The organism is Glaciecola sp. 33A (genome assembly GCF_002836745.1).
GTDB lineage: Bacteria > Pseudomonadota > Gammaproteobacteria > Enterobacterales > Alteromonadaceae > Glaciecola.
The window spans coordinates 142,370-161,816 of the sequence record NZ_PJAR01000035.1; the positions used below are offsets into that span (position 1 = coordinate 142,370).

A 19,447-nucleotide genomic window follows, 5' to 3' on the forward strand; every position below is an offset into this window, starting at 1 on the left:
CCCCTATTCGATAATCGACGTAGCGATTAACGACCTTTGCCAAATAAAACAACTTCAACGGTTCTGATCAGTATTAATATGTCTAGCAACAAACTTTGGTGCTTAACGTAATATAAATCGAATTTTAGTTTTTCCAGTGAGTCCTTGACGCTTGCGCCATACGGATAATTTAACTGCGCCCAACCGGCTAAACCTGGTTTTACATTATGACGCTGATTGTAATAGGGCACCTCTTTTATCAACTGCTGCACAAACTGAGGACGCTCGGGTCGAGGACCAATAAATGACATTTCACCTCTGATCACATTCAATAGTTGGGGAAGTTCGTCAATCCGGTACTTTCTAATAAAATTACCAATGCCAGTAACCCGATTATCGTTTTTGGTCGCCCACTTAGCGCCATCTTTTTCAGCGTCAGGGCGCATGCTTCTAAATTTCAGAATGTTAAATAGCTTGCCGTCTTTACCCACTCTTTCTTGTTTATACAACACCGATGCGCCGGTTCGAAAACCGTCATCAATATAAATAATAATGGCGGTGATTAGCATGAAGGGCCAAGCGAAAAACATAACAAAACCAGCCATCACGATATTTAAAAAATAATCAAGCGACTCGCGCAAATAATTGTGCGAATGAAAACCGCTGGAGTAAATCACCCAACTCGGGTACATCAGATCAACCACAATCTGGCCTCGCTCGCGCTCCATAAAATCGAGGAGGTCGGTTACTTCAATGCCTCTTAAGCGGCAATCAAATAATGCAGAAACAGGTAATGTGCCTCGTCGCTGGTCGCAAGCAACTACAATTTCTTCAATATTATTGTCGCTTAAAAACTGCCTAAACGAGTCATCTACTTTTACATGAATAATTTTTTCACGCTGCACCCCACTCTGCCTATCATCGCCGGGAATAGGCACAAAACCGACCAATTCAAATCCTAAGCGGTCAACGTCTCGTCGCATATTATTTTCGATGATGGCGGCTCTAACCCCCGCTCCTAATACCAATATGCGAGCGCTGCTCAGGCCCATTAAGCCGAGCCGATTAGTAAAGTAGCGGAAGAAAATAAGGGTAAGGATATTAAAACAGATGGCGGTTGGCAAAAAATAAGGGTGTAGGTCGAGTTGCGTAAACAGCGCACTGGTGATGATTTCGACAATAAAATAACTTAATACCAAGCTAACAAAAATACGCCTGATAATGCCTCTAAAGGTTTCACGCAGCTTTGTTTCATATAAACCCACTGACAGAGAACTGACTAAGATCGCAATCATCAGCAGAAAAATGTTAATTGCCAGCGCTTCAGAGTTCGGCTTTGGGATAAGTTGAAGGCTCACCAAAACAAAACTAGCAATGTAACTTACGTACGACACTAATACGGCTTCGGTGAGCACTAACGCCGTTGAGCGTTTATTTTGTCTTTTGTTGCTCGATGCCATAACTTCCCTTTACCACCCGACTTTTATAGAAACAAGTGTTTAAACGTATGATAATTGATTTAATTAAGATAAGCTTACCGCAATTCAATGAGTATTATAGTAGTTTTCACGCTCGGGTAAATGACTGTTTTATGATTTATAATAAACTTTCAGAGTATCATCAACATATTTGAAGGAAATGTAGGGATGAAAAAAACACATCAATTGGGCATCGTTGGTCTACTTTTCACCGCGTTTGTTATAACGGGGTGCAGTGTTAACACGCTGCCACAAGCAACAACTCGAGCTTCATTAACCACCAACGTTAATGACTACCAGTACCTTATCGGTCCTGGCGACAGCCTGACCATTTTTGTTTGGCGAAACCCAGAAATTTCAGGCAATTTTGTTGTGCGACCGGATGGCAAAGTAACCACCTCATTGGTTGAAGATGTGGAAGTGTCCGGCAGAACGCCCACCATGCTCGCGCGTCAATTAGAAGAACAACTAGCAACTTATATAAATAACCCGAGAGTAACGGTGAGCGTTGGCCTCTTTCAAGGTCCTTTCAGTGAACAAGTTCGCGTGATAGGCGAAGCCGCAAACCCCAGTGCCTTTAACTACACACAAAACATGACCTTGCTCGACCTGATGATTGCGGTCGGCGGTCTAACTGAATTTGCGAGTGGTAACAGCGCAAAATTAGTGCGTGTTATTGATGGCCAACAAACCACGTTTGAACTAAATATAGAAAAGCTGATACAAGACGGCGATATTACTCAAAATATCGACATGTTACCTGGCGACATCATCATTATTCCAGAAGCTTGGTTTTAGGCTAATTTAGAGAACTGTTTACATGCAAGATTTAGAACAAACCATTGAAATGGTGATCGACTTTATCCGAGGGATCTGGATAAAGAAGCGCTACGTGATGATATGCTCATGGTTAATATGCCCTGTCGGCTTCTTTTATATAATCACATTACCTGACGTTTATGAATCTGACGCCCAAGTTTATGTTGACACACGCTCGGTACTGCAGCCACTGTTGGTTGGAATGGTTATCGGCTCTAACCCAGCGCAAGAAATTCAAATGATGGCAAGAACATTACTCAGTAGAGCAAATGTTGAAATTATTGCGCGCCAGTCGGATTTGGATATTACGGTGGTTGGTGATGAAGATTATAATAAGCTGATAATCCGATTAACCAATGATATTAGCTTGAGTGGAACTGGTAGAGACAATATTTATACTATTTCTTATGCTAATGAAAGTCCCGAAATGGCGCGCACTGTCGTTCAAGAAACCCTTGATTTATTCGTCGAGGGCTCACTTGGGAGTTCACAACAAGGAAACGACACAACCACTCGGTTTTTAGATGAACAAATTGCAGAGTATGAAAACGACCTAGCTGAGAGCGAGCAGCGCCTTGCTGCATTTCAACGAAAGTACAGCGACATATTGCCAGCGCAAGGGTCTTTTTACGCTAACCTGCAGTCACTAAAGCAGCAGATGGAAGTAACCAAGCTCACCATTAAAGAAACACAGCAACAAATTAATGCCATGAAAGGGCAGTCTCGCCAAGCACTCAAGGCGGCTGATGGCTTTGGCGTGCGCAGTAACGGCGGCGAACAAGTATTAACAACAAGGTATGACGACCGTATTTTAGCCTTGGAAGGCCGCTTAGACGAATTGAAATTGCGCTTTACCGAGCAACATCCGGATGTAATTGAATCGAACAATTTAATGGAAGCATTGAAAGAAGCAAGACAGAAAGACATTGACGTTTTTTTAGCACAAGATACGGACAGCGATTCACCATCAATGCTGACTGAAAGTGATCGTCAGTTAAGCCTTGAAATTGCTCGTTTAGAAGGCATGTTAGCGTCGTTAAATGTGCGAGAAAAAGACACCCAGAGTAGGATAACTGAGCTGCAATCTATTATTGAATCAGTCCCTCAGATAGAATCTGAAGAAACTGGATTAAACCGTGATTATGGTATTAAAAAGCAAAAATATGAAGAGTTACTATCACGTCGTGAATCTAATAATTTAACCAGAAGAGCCGACAGTGACTCTGACGACTTACAATTTAGGATCATTCGCCCGCCACTCATTGCCGACACACCAAGTGGACCAAAACGCATTCTATTTTACTCTGGGGTCTTAATATTTGGCTTTGGTCTAGGCGGCGGGATCGCCTTTTTAATGAGCATGATCAAACCTGTGTTAGTGCGTGGTCAGCAAATTTCAGACCTAACAGGCTTTCCTATCTGGGGTGCAGTTGCTCATTTAGATATTGTTCAAATTAAAAAACGAAATAAGATGCGCATGTTTATTTTTGCAATGTCATCTGGTGTAATCATAATGCTATATGCTGGTTTGATTGCAGTAGAGATTATGAACATTGATTTGGCGAGTAAAATACCATTATGAACAATACAATAGAAAAAGCCCTACTTCGTCAAAAAGAAGCTGAACGTTTGAAAAAGGAAGCTGAGCTTTTACATGCTAAAGGGGAAGAAGCCGAACAGCTTGAAGCGGTTAGTGAATCTGACAGTGAGACAAACACTGAAAAATCAAATAGCGAGAGCGTGGAAGCAGCTAAAGCCAACATAATTGAGCAGGCTTATCCAGCAGTAGCGACTGAAAATCCGGCTAAAAAATCAGTTGAAGTACAAGTTGAAAATACGCAATTGACAAACCAAAATTTTGAAATTGATATTGCCGACTTAGAAAGTCGCGGCTTTGTCTCGCTGCACAGCACACGCAGTCAAATTAATGAAGAATACCGCGAAATAAAGCGTAAGCTTTTATCCAATGCCTTTGGCGCACTGTCAAAAACAATCACCAATGCCAATATTATTATGGTCACTAGTGCTCGTCCGAGTGAAGGAAAAACCTTTACTGCAATTAATTTGGCATTGAGCATTGCGGCAGAAAAAGACAAGCGGGTATTACTGGTCGATGCTGATGTTTTAAAACCTAACACACTCAGAACATTAGGCCTAAAAGAACGCCGTGGTCTGATAGAGTATTTGTTGGGTGATGTAAAAGAAATTGGCGATGTAATGTTCAGCTCTAATATCGACAAGTTAAGAATTATCCCTGCCGGGCGTTCACATCATTTATCCACCGAGTTGCTGGCCAGTAAAGCAATGAGCGACCTGATCACTGAATTTTCTACCCGATACCCCGACAGAGTGGTCATTATTGATACGCCGCCAATTATTGGTATTAATGAGTCCGCTGTATTGGCTAACTTTGCGGGTCAAGCAGTGATGGTAGTTGAAGAAGGTCGTTCAAAGTTATCCGATATTCAAAAAGCGGTGGCGCGATTAAACCCTAATATGGCGATTGGCTTTGTGGTGAATAAATCACTTAATTCATCAGAGCAAACAGGTTACTACGGCTATCATCACTACGGTAACGATAGAGAAGGCGAAGAACAACCGGCCCCTAAAGCATAAAAAGACATGAGGAAGCGTTTATTGATGTTGTATAAAAACAAGCACCTAGTAATATCAATACTTGCTTGCATGCTTTTAACTATGCAAACGCTAAGTTCCTCAGCTAGTGCCAACGAGCTCACATGGGCTGTTGGTTTAGATAATGAAGTTGTTTATCAAGACGTATATTCTGATGAACAACAACAAAGCATTAATTCAACCAACTTCATTGTACGGCCTCAATTATCCCTTAATTTTACATCAAAACGCGCTAATGCGTTTTGGCGGGCAACTCATAATAACGTTAGTCGAAGCCTTGAAGATGCTGATGTAACCAACAATTACACAAACTACGCGTATGGCGGCAGTGTTACAGCCATACAGAATTTGCTAACCTTCACCGCCAGTGGTGCTTTAAATTATCAAAGCGCGTCAGCAAACGGTTTCTTAGTGGACAGCTTCCTGTTGAATGCGGAAAACTTAACAAAAACACGATCTAACCGTTTCGGTGCCGACTTTACGCTTCCCCGAGGTGACTACTTTGGCCATTCGAGCCAAATTAATTACTCTACTACCGAAAGCGAAAGGCGTGAAAACTCTTTTAATCAGTTAAACAGCGACATTCTCAGTGTTAACACAAAAACCTATACAGGGAATGATTTTGAGCGTTTTAGTGCGCAAGTCGACAGCAGCTTTAGTGTATCTGACCGCAGCGTAAACGGGGATTATACCAACCGGCGCCTAGGCGGCTTGATGTCTTATCGCTTTATTAGCAACCTGGGTTTTCTAGTTACCGCAAATCACGAAGCCAATCAGGTTAAATCAGCTAACGACGTGTTTTTGAATGTACGTCAGTTTAATAGCGCAGGTGCTGGTTTAGTATGGCAACAAGCAGAAAATAAATTCATTTCTCTTACTTGGAATAGAGCAGATAGCGACGCTGTTGAAGCGGATGAAGACAATAAAGGTTTCATTGGTGCTAACGTGAATTGGCAATTTACACCACGAACCGAGGTTAGCGCCGATTATACTCGGCGTTTCTTTGGCGAAAGCGGTAATTTTAGTTTTCAACACCGACTTAAAAAATTCAGAACACAAATTACTTATTCCGAGGAAGTGACCACTTTTTCACGCTTAATTGCTGAGCCTGAAAACCTAGGCGTGTTTATTTGTACCGACGGCATCAGCGATTTAGCGGCCTGCTTTCAGCCGAGCTCACTTAATTATCAACCACAGCCTAACGAACAATTTGTGCAATTTAGTGTTCAAAACCCAGTCATTAATGATGATATTATTTTACGTAAAGGTCTTTCTTGGCAGTTAGGCACCGAACTGCGTAGAACCAAAGTCTCATTAAGTGGACGCTACTTTACCAATGAGTACTTAGAGGTTGACCGACTATCCAGAACCTATTCAGCGAGTACATCGCTTGCATTTGCTATTGGGCAAAAAACTAATATTAGCTGGACTACCGACGCGGCGATTACGGATGATATATTTGAAGGCGCTAAAGGTACCTCAGAGGTGCTAAGCACTAAGTTGAGCCTTGACCGTGATATGGGTCGTTATTTTAACCTGTCGTTAAATTTTTCTTACTTGCAGCGCGAAACTGAAGGCCGAGTGATTGGCAATGGCGGATTTAGCGGCCTCACTGGCGACCTTAAAGACCGTCGAGTTTCGTTGGATCTCAAATACAATTTAACGAAGTAAAGCATTACTCATCATCACTCTTCAAGCGCACATAAGCCTGATACTTTTTCTTCAATAACTTGTCAATATACTGGGTCAGTTTAATTTTGTGCTTCAAGGCGTCGTCTAAGGCATCCACAAGCCCGTGCAACATATCTTTATAGTATTGGGCTTCATGTATTTCAGTGCCTTTTGCGGTGAATCTGAGGGCCTCTGGATCCGTAGTGAAAACCTCATCTCTTGCTGGTATCAGATTATCAGGTATGAACATTTCTGACTTCACTTCGTCAATCACCAAATTAACCTGGCCTACTTGAAAAAATTCTATTTCTTCCAAAAATCCATATAACAAAATGCGATCCAGCAAGGTATTCATGCGCCTAGGTACGCCACGTGAAAAGTCGTGAATTGCGGCAAAAGACGCATCACTAAACAAGCCTTGACCGGCATAGCCAGCATGCTGCAAACGAAACTCAATGTATTCGCGCGCTTCTTGAGAATTAAGCGGCGCTAAATGACATGACGCAACAATACGCTGGCGAAATTGCTCCATATTGGGTGCACGTAAAATCGGCTGCAGTTCGTCTTGCCCCAACAAGAAGCTCTGTAAAAGAGGCTTGCCTGCTTTTTGAAAATTAGACAACATGCGTAATTCTTCAATGGTTTCCAATGGTAAGTTTTGTGCTTCATCTACCAGCAACAGGGCACGTTTACCTTGTGCGGCCAGTTGATTTAAAAAACGTTCCAAATCATCAAGAATTTCAGCTTTGCTTTTACCGGCGACGTCTAGTTCAAACTTGGACGCCACCATTTTTACAATTTCATCGGGTGATAGCTTGGGTGTTACTATTTGTGCTGCAAAAATATCTTCTTCCAAACTATCTAACAGGCTATTGGCAATAGTGGTTTTGCCTGTGCCTATATCACCTGTAATAACAATAAATCCTTCTGCTTGTGACAATCCATATTGTAGGTATGACATTGCTCGCTTGTGCAATTTACTCGCAAAAAAGAATCCTGGGTCAGGCGTTAGTTGAAAAGGCTTTGATTTTAGTCCGTAATACTCTTCATACATTATTTTATTGCCTCTCCATTTTGAAATCGTTCATAATACACACTATTTTGGGTCTGCATTTACAATTTGTGAAATAATGCCTGTGGTAGACACACCCTCTTCAAATAAAAGCACGCGCACCTCGCCACCATTGGCGATAACTTCGCTGCCACCGGCAATTTCATGTATCTGATAATCGCCGCCTTTGACTAAAACATCTGGCAAAATATCGGTAATGAGTGCTTGTGGGGTGTCCTCACTAAAAGGCACAACCCAATCAACTGCACTCAAACCTGCCAATACCGCCATTCTGCGCTGCAGATTGTTAATTGGCCGGCCCTCGCCCTTGAGTTTACGCACCGATCCGTCGGTATTAACAGCAACAATTAGGCGCTCACCCAAGGTCGCGGCTTCGGTTAAATACGCAACATGCCCAGAATGTAAAATATCGAAACAGCCGTTGGTCATGACCACACGTTCGCCCTTGCGCTGAGCTTGCTGCACGGCAAGGCGAAGTTGCTGCGCATTCATCACGCCGCCACCTTGATGTACTTGCGCATTAACCGCAATAGCAAGCTCGGTAGTTGACACTGTCGAGGTACCTAATTTGCCCACAACCACACTAGCAGCATGATTGGCAAACTGGCAAGCTCTTGCTAACGGCAAACCAACTGCAATGCAGCAAGCTAAAGTAGAAATAACAGTATCGCCAGCGCCAGTGACGTCATACACCTCTTTGGCATGCGCAGGTAAATGATAAACTTGTTCTTGAAACAACGACATGCCTTTTTCTGAACGAGTCACTAATACCGCATCCAAGCCGCATTGTTGCTTTAGGGCTTGTGCATGGGTAAATAATTCGTCTTCGCTTTCACAAACCCCCATTTCGCCTTCGAATTCTGACATATTAGGGGTCAGTAAGGTTGCTCCTCTATACTTGGCAAAGTCACTTCCTTTGGGGTCAACAATAACCGGTTTGTTGTATTTGCGGGCAAGTAAAATGAGTGATTGAGGGTCCGACAAACAGCCTTTGTTATAGTCAGACAAAACGACGAGGTCGGTATGCTGAACTTGCTCTTCGAACTTGGCTAGTAATTCCGTTTTATCGTCCTTCGCAAAGCTCTTCTCAAAATCCAGTCGCAGTAATTGCTGATTACGGCTCATTATCCGCAACTTGGTTATGGTGTCCTGCGTCGCTACTTTTGAAAATTCACAAGTCACGTTCATCGCCGCTAAGCGATCGGTGAGTATTTGAGCAGCTTCGTCTTGACCCGTCATTCCAATCAGCACAACTTGAGCACCCAGTGCTGCGGCGTTGATAGCCACGTTCGCAGCCCCCCCAGGACGGTCCTCCATATCATCTACACGTACTATTGGCACTGGTGCCTCAGGAGAAATACGTGCGGTAGAACCGGCCCAATAACGGTCCAACATTACGTCGCCAATAATAAGAATTTTCGCTTTGCTAAAATCAGGTATTTGCATGATTAACTGTCTTGTGAATTGCTATTTTTTTTGAATTGTTTGAGAGTATAACAATGAATCAGAAAAATTCCGATAAACCTTGGTTTATCTACCTTATAAAAAACAAACTTAACCAACTGTATTGCGGTATTACTGTAGATGTACAGCGCCGTTTTTTTGAACACGCAAGTAACAGCCCAAAATGTGCCAAGGCATTGAAAGGAAAAGGACCACTGTTGCTTATGTTTTGTGCTCGGGTGGGCAATCAATCAGAAGCACTAAAATTAGAACACTGGTTGAAAAAGCAAACTAGGCAATATAAAAATAAGCTGATAGCGGGTACGTTAGTCTTACCGGTTGAACATGAATTGCGTGACTCGCAGGCTATTCAAGAGAATGCTAACCTGAAAATAAACCAGTAATAAGCAGTGCTAAACCAATACTCAACACAAATTCGATACTGGCAATACCCACATTATGGTGTAAATCGACTTCTGTTTTCCACTTAACGCCACTCAATATAATACGTTTTGAGACACTCGACAAGATGATAAGAAACACCGAAAAACCGGCACTAATGACTAACCAACCGGTTATATTACTGACATATGAGTGTGGATTGTAAACTAAAATAGAGCCCGCTGAAGAGACCGCTATCGCTGTTCCTATTAAGTTACCCGAATGCTGTATTGCTAAGGCTAATTGCCCTTTACAGAGGTCACGTTGAAAGCTGTTGTCTTGATTGTTGCTGGCATAGCGACGCTCATATAAGCGCGTCGTCAATAACAGCATACTTAACACCACCATTGACCCTGATAAAATCGCAATAAATGTATTAACGTCGGCTCCCGTCGCCCACTCAATGATGCTTTTGATAATAATTGCACTGGCAATCGAGCTAGCAGCATCCACTAAGCCCACCGACACATTTTTCTCTGAAATCATTTGGTTTTTATCGAGTCGGTTTAACACCACTTTATCGTGGGCATAACGACCTACTTTGACTAACACGATACCGATACTGCCGAATATCAGCATACCCAAGGCTGCGCCCTCAAAACCTAAATGAGTATGTCGCCCAACTACCGCAGACAAAACAATGGTGAGTGATAACATTCTGCCTGCCATACTAATACCGAATGCAAAGTTGTCCTTCTCACCTAATTCAATTCTTACGCTGGTTTTTGTGAACAGACCCGACAATGCGCGAATTGCAAACAACAGCGCAATGGCAATGGAAATATCGATAGCCAAATAAATCAAAATGTCTGATGATAAGGGTACAAGTTTTACCAGTTGTTCCATATTGGGATAATCCTAACAACGCATTTAGTTGAAAACTGTAGCATAATACCGGTATTGACGATTATGCAAATGAGTTTAAATGCAAAAATTACCGACCATTTTAATTGAGCGCGCCAACAGCCACTTTGCCGACTTTATCGCAAAACTCGACATTGCCTTAGCTAAGGATGAGCGAGAAGCTAAAAAACACGCTCGCTATCTTCAGCTATTAGATAAACACAAAGAGCAAGTGATGCTGGCTTTTGCGTTGAGCGATTTTATTGCTCGAACGGCGCAACAATACCCTATTCAATTTATGCACAAACTGCCAGCTATTATTGAGCACCCCGAGCATGATGGTCAACAATATCAAGAATATTATCTGCAGTTGCAACAACATCTTCAACAAACGTTAGCCACCGAAGACAACGAAGCAACGCTGCATGCCGGGCTGCGTCAATTTCGACATTTAATAATGCTGTCGATTGCTTGGCGCGATTTGGTTTACAACGCTGATATAAAGCAATCACTACTGGCCATTTCGCATTTGGCCGACGCGCTAATTAATTGTGCCAATGCGTGGCTGTATCAAAACGCGTGTAAAAGATACGGAAAGCCAAAGCCGGTCAGCCAATCAGTAGATGACTCAGCACCCACTCTGCAGCAACAGCAATTATTGGTCATTGGGATGGGTAAGTTAGGTGGACATGAGCTCAACTTTTCATCTGACATCGATTTAATTTTTGTTTATCCGGGATCAGGGGAAACTGATCATCCGCGCAAACCCCTTGATCATCAGACTTTTTTTACGCGCTTGGCGCAAAAACTGGTTGCGGCATTGCATCAAACCACAATGGATGGACAAGTTTACCGCGTTGATATGCGCCTGCGTCCTCTGGGAGACAGTGGCCCACTGGTGGTTTCCATGGGGGCATTTGAATCATATTATTTAGAGCAAGGCCGCGAGTGGGAGAGGTTTGCGATGCAAAAAGCGCGAGTCATCAACCCAGATTCTGAGGCAGTAAGAGAACTACAAAGCATTATTACTCCTTTTGTGTATCGCAAGTATCTTGATTTTACCACTATTGAGTCATTGCGAAATATGAAACAACTTATCGAGAATGAAGTCGCTCGACGCAATTTAACCAATAACATTAAATTGGGTAAAGGCGGTATTAGAGAAGTTGAGTTTTTTGTGCAATCGCTGCAGATGATCCATGCAGGTAGGGTTCCTGAGTGCCAAACTAAATCTATTCTAGCCTCGTTCAAGGCACTAGTTGAGCATGATTTTTTACCCGAAAAAGACGCAACAGAATTACAAAATAGTTACCTGTTTTTGCGTCAAGTCGAGCACTACTTACAAGCCTTCGATGACAAGCAAACCCAGCAGTTGCCCGACAGTGACTTGGACAGAGCAAGGCTGTGGTTTTTATTGGCGACTATGCCCGAACACGATACACCATTGAGCAACAAGTCTGACCCTGATACTGACCTGAAAATTGATTTAATACAACAACATATGCAGCGTATCAATGGTCATTTTAGGTCGTTAATTGAAGAAAGCCCCGAGGAAAAAGACGACAGCCAAGCGCTAAATCAATCTTTTAACGATTTATGGCTATTGGATCTAGCCACGTCAGAAATACAAAGCGTGCTATTGCCTGTTGTAGGCGACACTACAGAGTCTGAAAAGCTCAGTGCGCAACTTGTTGAATTTAAGCGCAAGTGCACTAAACATGATATTGGACAACGAGGCCATAACACCCTCAACAAACTCATTCCTCAATTGCTAAACGAAGTACTTAATTATCAAGACAGCGCTGACACCGACATCATCCATAGTGCAAGTGACCTGTTTGAGCGTATTTTCGATATTTTATTAACCATTGTTGGGCGCACAACGTATCTCGACTTGCTGCTCGAAAACCCAGCGGTGAGAAGACGATTGATTACACTGTCGGCAAATAGTCAGTGGGTAGCGAGGCAAATAAAAGCATTTCCATTGTTATTAGATGAGTTACTCCACCCCGCTTACCTGCAGCCCGACCAAGCTGATATTACGACTTGGCGCAGTGAATATGAAAACGAACTGCGCTTACAGCTTCTTAGAGTAGAGCCCGACGATGTTGAAGCTCAGATGGATGCCCTGCGATATTTCAAACTCACGCAACAATTGCGTATTGCAGCGGCAGACATTACCGGCACCCTAGCTATTAATAATGTCAGTGACAAGCTCACCGTCCTGGCAGAGGTATTACTTGCACAAGTGATTGATATTGCATGGATACAAATGGCGAGCCGGTATGGCACGCCACGAGGCTACTCAATGCAAAACAAAGGATTGGGTGTGTTAGCTTATGGCAAAATGGGCGGGATTGAATTGGGCTATGGTTCTGACCTAGATATCGTATTTGTGCATGACGTTAATCTAACCACCATGACCGATGGTCAAAAACAAGTATCGTGCAGTGAGTTTTTTGTCAAACTAGTGCAACGGGTGACGCATATTTTTACCACAAAAACCTACCTAAATATCCTTTATGAAATTGATTTAAGATTGCGACCATCGGGTAATTCAGGGTTACTTATTAGCCATATTGATACTTTTTCTCAGTATCAAGAAAATAGCGCGTGGACTTGGGAGCATCAAGCTTTGGTTAGGGCCCGATATGTTTATGGCCATGCTGCCTTAGAGCATAAATTTGCTGACATTCGCACAAGCATACTTGAGAAAAAACGTGAGATAGGTACCTTACGAAAAGAAGTGGCTGACATGCGCGAAAAAATGCGACAGCATTTGGACAAGTCAAACAGTCAAAATGCAGACTTAAAACAAACCTCAGGCGGCATTACTGATTTAGAGTTTTTAACACAATATTGGGTATTACTGCACAGTCATACCCATAGCGAGCTAACAAAATGGAGCGACAATTTACGTATTCTCGATTCACTTGCACAGGCTGATATTATCAGCACAAGCCAAAATAAAGCATTACAAGAAGCGTATCTATTTATTCGAAATCAGTTACACAAATTAAGCTTGGGCGCGTTTGGTCGTCATACGGCGGTGCCGGGTTTAGAGAACCACATGACTATTATTCAACGTAATTATGCGCGGGTTTTTAAGGATTAGTAACCTAAAAGCAGGCTTTAGAGTTAGTTAAAGCCTGCTTTTAGGCAATTTTCTTCTACGTAAGTACCTGCTTTTTCAGCAATGACGATAGTCATTTTTTTATGGCAAAAATACACATTTACTTCAGGAACGAAGTTCGCGTCTATCGCACCGGCGATCTCATCGAGCGTCCCGACTAAGCTGTTTTCAGATAAAAAACGCTGGCGAATAATAAAGTCCTGATTGAGATCCCAGATTAACCGCACACCCTCTTGTTCAGCATATTTCATTGCTTCAGTTTTGATCGTGGTGCCTTGGGCAAAGCTTCTAAGCATATAATTGCCTTCCCAATCCTGTTTAGGGGGATTATCAACACTGGTGATAGCAACCAATTGCTCGGTTTGACTGTTTTCTGATGCCTTCAGTGCAACAACAAAATCACCAAACTCTTCTCTAATCGGGTCTGACGATGACAAACGAAACTCTTCATAAAACCGAGCGAGGTTATCTGAAATATTATTTTTGTTTTCGTTAACCTGCCCGTCCGATCGAATAAGAAAATCGATATTATCAGGTCGGTATACCAACAAAAGTATGGCTGTTAGTAGCACAACAATGACTAACACCAAATGTTTTTTCCAGTCCGCAGATTGTTTTTTATCCGGCATGTTTACTACCTCTACAACATAGCTAGTATCCGAGACCCTAGCTTCTCTGTGATTCAGATTGCTTGCCTGAGTTAACGTTACTTATACAGAGACTCAGGTTGATCGACGGGCCGAGTTTTAAAACGCTTGTGCATCCACAAATAACTGTCTGGTTGCTCGTTCACTACGTTTAGTACATCTTCGTTTAGCTTGGTTAATGCGACCTCTCTATCTTTATCGGCCAAATAGTCAATTGGTGCACCAATTTTTACTTTGTAGCCCTTTTTACTGTATTGCGACACCACCATTAACGGCACGCAGTTGGCCCGGTTGGCAAACATGAGTGTAGCGGTAGTCGTCGCGGTGCGAGCAACGCCGCCAAAAGGGACAAAAATACTCGTGCTCTTACCATAATCTTGATCAGGAAAGTATAAGCAAAACTCATTTTCGTTCATGGCTTGAATTAACGCTTTAGCATTGCGTTTATCAATCATGTATTTATTCGAACGGTTGCGGCCATGATACTGCATGTAGTTAATTAACGGATTGTTATGTTTGCGGTAAAACGCAATACAAGGGTAAGCATATCCAATAATTCGACAGCCTATTTCCAAATTAACATTGTGCAAAGTTAAGCCAAATACACCCTTCCCTGATGCCAGTGCTTTTAATGCATTATCTAGACCTTCAACTTCAGCAACGCGACGCACGCGCCATTCCGGCCACCACCAGCCCATACCCGTTTCAAACAAACCCATTGATGTGCGAAACACATTGGCTTTTAATACTTTTTCGCGTTTCTGTGCAGACCACGTAGGATAACAAAGCGCGAGATTTTTACGGGCTATTTGAATACGCTTTGGAACCAGCACCACAATCAATTTAGCAACAACTCTGGCGACCAATTTGATCATCGGTAGAGGTAACCATGTAATGACGTAAAGTAAGCCTGCTCCAAACCAAACACCCCAATATTTAGGATGCAAGAATGAAACAGTAAACGCCGGAGCCATGACAGTTTTAACCGGTTTATATGGTTTTGGCGGCAGCGTGTTTTTTTCAATTGGAGCGGAGCTACTGGCATCTGATCCTGTCATTGTAGGCTCGACAGAATTTTCATCGGCTGTCACTGTTTTATTCGTATTATTAGTAGTTTCTGGCTTATCCACAATCCGCTCGTTGATGTTTTTGACCTGTGTTAGGGTATCTTTTCTAACGTTAGTACTCTTTGTCGATGCTGACTAACTTTTTTTCAAAGGCGTCAAATTGGCTCTGCTTTTCATAGTCAAAGTGATATTGGTTGTGAAAACCATAACTGAGTTTGACCAACGCATCTTCAATATAAAGCGTATAACCATCAAAATCAGTAAACGCTTTAATACCGTTTAAATGATAAGCACCATCACGTTGTTCACCATGCTGACGAATTTTCTCAAAAACTTGTAATAATAATTTACTATCTAAACTATTTTTCATATTTCTCCTGTAACGCTCGACATTAGCTTGGCTGCATACTATGTGACAGCAAACTTTTAGCATTCGGTCGCCAATATTTTTGCTTCGGTCATAACCAAGCTTTGTTATCATAATGATAGCTACTATTATCGCTAAAGCCAAACGACAAGACCATAATTCTAGGTATATCGATTTTACTCGGTATATAAATTACATCGTCATTTATTACTATAAATACTGTAAACAGGGGGCTGTAAGATATATTTCAGGTTTGGCTGCATGTTTTTTAATCAAATATTTTTGATCTTTGTTTTTTTTCATGTAGTATATATTATTCAACTGGTCAGATGAGCGGATAAGTTACTTATGAGTATTAGAACAAACCTTAAAAAAGTATTACCACCAATTTCAGTAACTGAGCAAGAAGCGCTTGATGCTGGTGATGTGTGGATTGAATCGTCTATTTATCAAGGCAAACCTGACATGCATGCCCTGCGCAGCCTTCCTCAAGCAGTATTGAGTGCTGACGAGCAAGCCTTCTTGAGTGGTCCAGTGGAAGAACTGTTGGCCATGATCGACGAGTTCGAACTAGGTAACAGCAAACATATTCCACAAGACGTCATTGATTTTCTTGGTAAAAACAAATTTTTCTCAATGATCATTCCAAAGAAATTTGGCGGTCTTGAATTCAGTCCTTATGCAAACTCAACCGTTGTTGCCACTATTGCAGCAACAAGTGGTGCTATAGCAGTGACGGTAATGGTACCTAACTCCTTAGGCCCCGGCGAACTGCTTATGCATTATGGTACTGAAGCGCAACAAAATTATTGGTTGCCTAAATTATCAATCGGCCAAGACATTCCTTGTTTTGCCTTAACGAGCCCAGAAGCGGGTTCTGACGCTGGTTCAATTCCTGATGCCGGTATTGTGACCAAAGGCATGTGGGAAGGTAAAGAAGTCATTGGCTTGAGCGTAACATGGGACAAGCGCTACATTACGCTCGCACCCATCGCAACGGTGCTTGGCTTAGCGTTTAAGGTATTCGATCCCGAGCATCTGCTAGGGGACAAACTGGCACTGGGTATCACCTGTGCATTACTCCCGAAGTCTCACCCTGGTGTTGAAATGGGTAACCGTCACGACCCAATGGGCGTAAAATTTTATAACGGTACAACACGCGGTAAAGATGTCTTCATCCCAATGGACTTTATTATTGGTGGCGAGAAGAACATCGGTCGCGGTTGGCAAATGCTCGTGAGCTGCCTAGGTGCAGGTCGTGGTATTTCACTACCAGCAATGGGTGTTGCTTCAGCGCAGTCTGCGTTTAAATCTACCGCTGAGTATTCATTCGTACGTGAGCAATTTGGTGTACCAATCGGTCGCTTTGAAGGTATTCAAGACAAACTTGCTGACATCGCAGGTAAAACCTTCTTACTGGAGTCAATGCGTGTATTAACCACCGAAGGCTTAGGTGAAGGTATTACACCAGCCGTTGTTACTGCTATTGCTAAATACCACATGACTGAGTTAGGTCGTGATGTATTAAACTCAGCGATGGACGTACAAGCAGGAAAAGCAATACAACGTGGTCCACAAAACACATTGGCAAACGGTTATGCTGCATTGCCTATCGCGATTACGGTTGAAGGTGCAAACATATTAACCCGTAGTTTGATGATTTTCGGTCAAGGTACAATGCGTTGTCACCCATATTTGAAAGAAATGGTTGACTTGATCCATAGCGAAGACAGCAAAGCAGATGCAGATTTTAATAAAGTACTTATCAAAACTGTTAAGTTCAGTGTTAAGAACGCATTTAGAAGTTTAGGCAATAGCTACTTGCCATTTTTACGCTCTACAGAATCGAACTTCCCGATTGTTCGTCCTTATGAGAAGCGTGTAAATGCGCTTGCTGCCAAACTAGCGCCACTAGCTGACCTATCATTGTTGGTATTGGGCGGCGAACTGAAAAAAGCAGAATTGTTATCAGCACGTTTAGGCGATGTAATGAGCTACTTGTACGGCGCAATGGCGTCAATTCGTTTCTTTGAGCAACGTGTGCAAGACCGCGTTCAAGCTGAAGCTTACTTCCGCTATGCAATGGAGTGGTCACTACAGCAAGCTGAAAAGGCAATTGTTGATTTTATCAATAACTTCCCGAACACGCCGGCACGTGGTTTGATGAGAGTATTGACCAACACGTATACGTCATCAATAAGCCATATTTCTGATGACTTGGTTCGTGAATTGTCAACTGCATCTATGCAAGACAGCAGCATCAAAGCACAGCTAACTCACCTTGTTAAAGTAATGCCGGGTGACGGCAACGATATTAACGAACAAGCATTTAAAGCCAAGCATGCTGCTATGCCGTTACTATCTAAAGTGCAAAAAGCATTGCGTAAGGCGCCTATCGTTCCATTCATTTCGTTTGAACACGCAGTGGATACAATGCACAAAGCAGGCGATTTAACTGACGCAGAGCGCACAACGTTGTTGCAATACAATGAGAAACGCAAACTGTCGGTACGTGTTGATGAATTTACTTTCGACATGGAATTACTCAGTGCCCAAGAGACTGACGGTCCTAGTGCAAGTAAAACGGAGAGTAGAACACAAGAAGCGACTGCAAACGCAGCGTAACTGGTAGGTCGAACTGCGCTTAAATAGGCTGCAACGACGGTAGTATTGATAATAAAAGGCGTCCATTTGGGCGCCTTTTTTATAACTGCTCGTTTCAATAAACTTACCTTGCTAGCCTTATCAGTTTAAATATAAGACCAGCAAACGAGATATAGGCGGACATTGACAACAGCGATGGTTGACATAATTAAGTCAGTTTAGTCCACATTGACTAATTATTTTTTAACCGGCTGGTAAATGCGGCTGCCACTGGCTTTAAACTCAGCTGATTTTTCAACCATCCCCTGTAGTGAAATATTAATCGTTTCATCGAGTAATTTAATGTTAATACTTTGTTCGTTATTGTCGTCATCACCATCACTTCGCAGCATGTCTGCTAATTGCTTGAGTTCAATATGAACGTCAGCATTTGCCACTTTCATGTTCAACCACAAGCCGTAACGAAGTAATTGGGACCGAAGCCAAATTGGCTGTTCTAAAAGCCCTCGGAATTCGGTATATTCATGCATCTCTTTTTGCACGCCCCATAAGAATATTCATTAATGGCACAGCTTTACTACTACTACTCGGCAATGAATGCAGGTAAGTCGACTTCCCTACTGCAGTCGGCATATAACTACAAAGAACGCGGTATGAACGTTACCTTATTCACTGCGGCTCTGGATAATCGTTATGGCACGGGTAAAATATCGTCTCGTATTGGTCTTGAAGCTCCTGCAAATCTTTTCACGCCACAAACTGACTTATTTGCTGAAATGCGTAAAGAGTGTGATAAACAAAAAATCAGCTGCTTATTTATTGACGAAGCGCAGTTTTTAACCAAACAACAAGTCATTCAGTGTCTGCAAATAGTAGATGCATTGAAAGTGCCTGTGCTGGCATATGGTTTGCGCACAGACTTTAAAGGTGAAACATTCGAGGGTAGCCAATACCTCCTTGCTTGGGCAGATAAGTTGTCAGAGCTAAAAACAGTATGTCATTGTGGTCGCAAAGCGAATTTCGTGGCACGCCTTGATGATAACGGAGACCCTATTTCTGAAGGAGCTCAAGTGGACGTTGGCGGGAATGAAAAGTATGTGTCGCTGTGCCGCAAACATTTCATGGAAAAAGTGTCATTCGAATATCATCCAAACCCATAATATGGGTTACTTTTGCCTTCATGTGAATGAGTGGTTGGTCGTATAGTCACTTAATGTTGTTACGCTAGCTGAAAGCGCGTCGATTAGGT

Annotated in this window: 16 protein-coding genes; 8 read left to right on the plus strand and 8 right to left on the minus strand. The window is 42.5% G+C overall.

All coding sequences use genetic code 11. The features are described 5' to 3' along the window. Positions 1-26: 26 nt before the first annotated feature. Entirely contained in the window at positions 27-1,439 is a 1,413-nt protein-coding gene (locus tag CXF81_RS06915) for a TIGR03013 family XrtA/PEP-CTERM system glycosyltransferase (protein WP_101180632.1), read from the minus strand. A 186-nt stretch (positions 1,440-1,625) separates the two neighbouring features. On the opposite strand from CXF81_RS06915, the gene CXF81_RS06920 reads away from it, so the two are divergent. The 4 genes from CXF81_RS06920 to CXF81_RS06935 all read left to right on the plus strand — a co-directional run bounded on the left by CXF81_RS06920 (position 1,626) and on the right by CXF81_RS06935 (position 6,581). Continuing rightward, on the plus strand, positions 1,626-2,255 hold the full coding sequence (locus tag CXF81_RS06920) for an XrtA/PEP-CTERM system exopolysaccharide export protein (protein WP_101180633.1): 630 nt from the start codon (positions 1,626-1,628) through the stop codon (positions 2,253-2,255). Positions 2,256-2,277: 22 nt separating this feature from the next. After that, positions 2,278-3,858 (plus strand): XrtA system polysaccharide chain length determinant, encoded by a 1,581-nt coding sequence (locus CXF81_RS06925; protein WP_101180634.1) that lies wholly within the window; start codon positions 2,278-2,280, stop codon positions 3,856-3,858. After that, complete coding sequence (locus CXF81_RS06930) at positions 3,855-4,892, plus strand: XrtA-associated tyrosine autokinase (protein WP_101180635.1); 1,038 nt, start codon at positions 3,855-3,857, stop codon at positions 4,890-4,892. Before CXF81_RS06925 ends, CXF81_RS06930 begins: the two co-directional genes overlap by 4 nt. Positions 4,893-4,973: 81 nt before the next feature. After that, positions 4,974-6,581, plus strand: a complete 1,608-nt coding sequence (locus tag CXF81_RS06935) for a TIGR03016 family PEP-CTERM system-associated outer membrane protein (protein ID WP_232771813.1) — start codon at positions 4,974-4,976, stop codon at positions 6,579-6,581. Positions 6,582-6,585: 4 nt separating this feature from the next. Here CXF81_RS06935 and CXF81_RS06940 read toward each other — a convergent pair whose 3' ends face one another. Next, positions 6,586-7,635 carry an XrtA/PEP-CTERM system-associated ATPase gene (locus CXF81_RS06940; protein ID WP_101180637.1) on the minus strand — a complete coding sequence of 350 codons (1,050 nt, stop codon included), beginning with the start codon at positions 7,633-7,635 and terminating at the stop codon, positions 6,586-6,588. Positions 7,636-7,677: 42 nt separating this feature from the next. Continuing rightward, a complete protein-coding gene (gene hldE, locus CXF81_RS06945) occupies positions 7,678-9,099 on the minus strand; it encodes a bifunctional D-glycero-beta-D-manno-heptose-7-phosphate kinase/D-glycero-beta-D-manno-heptose 1-phosphate adenylyltransferase HldE (RefSeq protein WP_101180638.1) in 1,422 nt (473 codons plus the stop codon). Positions 9,100-9,152: 53 nt separating this feature from the next. Between hldE and CXF81_RS06950 the strand changes: the two genes are divergently transcribed. Further along, on the plus strand, positions 9,153-9,500 hold the full coding sequence (locus CXF81_RS06950) for a GIY-YIG nuclease family protein (RefSeq protein ID WP_101180639.1): 348 nt from the start codon (positions 9,153-9,155) through the stop codon (positions 9,498-9,500). On the opposite strand, the gene CXF81_RS06955 is transcribed toward CXF81_RS06950, so the two are convergent. Further along, positions 9,478-10,383 (minus strand): DUF350 domain-containing protein, encoded by a 906-nt coding sequence (locus CXF81_RS06955; protein ID WP_101180640.1) that lies wholly within the window; start codon positions 10,381-10,383, stop codon positions 9,478-9,480. The two genes, CXF81_RS06950 and CXF81_RS06955, sit on opposite strands and share 23 nt — an antisense overlap. A 79-nt stretch (positions 10,384-10,462) precedes the next feature. Between CXF81_RS06955 and glnE the strand changes: the two genes are divergently transcribed. Further along, positions 10,463-13,495, plus strand: coding sequence for a bifunctional [glutamate--ammonia ligase]-adenylyl-L-tyrosine phosphorylase/[glutamate--ammonia-ligase] adenylyltransferase (gene glnE, locus CXF81_RS06960; protein ID WP_101180641.1), 3,033 nt, complete (start codon positions 10,463-10,465; stop codon positions 13,493-13,495). A 23-nt stretch (positions 13,496-13,518) separates the two neighbouring features. On the opposite strand, the gene CXF81_RS06965 is transcribed toward glnE, so the two are convergent. From CXF81_RS06965 to CXF81_RS06975, 3 genes are all read right to left on the minus strand, one after another. Then, entirely contained in the window at positions 13,519-14,142 is a 624-nt protein-coding gene (locus tag CXF81_RS06965; RefSeq protein ID WP_101180642.1) for a TcpQ domain-containing protein, read from the minus strand. 77 nt (positions 14,143-14,219) lie between these two features. Further along, entirely contained in the window at positions 14,220-15,134 is a 915-nt protein-coding gene (gene lpxL, locus CXF81_RS06970) for an LpxL/LpxP family Kdo(2)-lipid IV(A) lauroyl/palmitoleoyl acyltransferase (RefSeq protein WP_101180688.1), read from the minus strand. 205 nt (positions 15,135-15,339) lie between these two features. Next, positions 15,340-15,597, minus strand: a complete 258-nt coding sequence (locus CXF81_RS06975; protein WP_006013059.1) for a DUF3081 domain-containing protein — start codon at positions 15,595-15,597, stop codon at positions 15,340-15,342. A 345-nt stretch (positions 15,598-15,942) separates the two neighbouring features. Here CXF81_RS06975 and CXF81_RS06980 point away from each other — a divergent pair, with 345 nt between their 5' ends. After that, positions 15,943-18,219 (plus strand): acyl-CoA dehydrogenase, encoded by a 2,277-nt coding sequence (locus CXF81_RS06980; RefSeq protein ID WP_101180643.1) that lies wholly within the window; start codon positions 15,943-15,945, stop codon positions 18,217-18,219. A 215-nt stretch (positions 18,220-18,434) separates the two neighbouring features. Here the strand turns inward: CXF81_RS06980 and CXF81_RS06985 are convergent, their stop codons facing one another. After that, positions 18,435-18,728: a hypothetical protein gene (locus CXF81_RS06985; protein WP_101180644.1), complete on the minus strand. Its 294-nt coding sequence runs from the start codon at positions 18,726-18,728 to the stop codon at positions 18,435-18,437. A 33-nt stretch (positions 18,729-18,761) separates the two neighbouring features. On the opposite strand from CXF81_RS06985, the gene CXF81_RS06990 reads away from it, so the two are divergent. Beyond that, positions 18,762-19,358, plus strand: coding sequence for a thymidine kinase (locus CXF81_RS06990; RefSeq protein WP_101180645.1), 597 nt, complete (start codon positions 18,762-18,764; stop codon positions 19,356-19,358). The last annotated feature ends 89 nt before the right edge of the window (positions 19,359-19,447 follow it).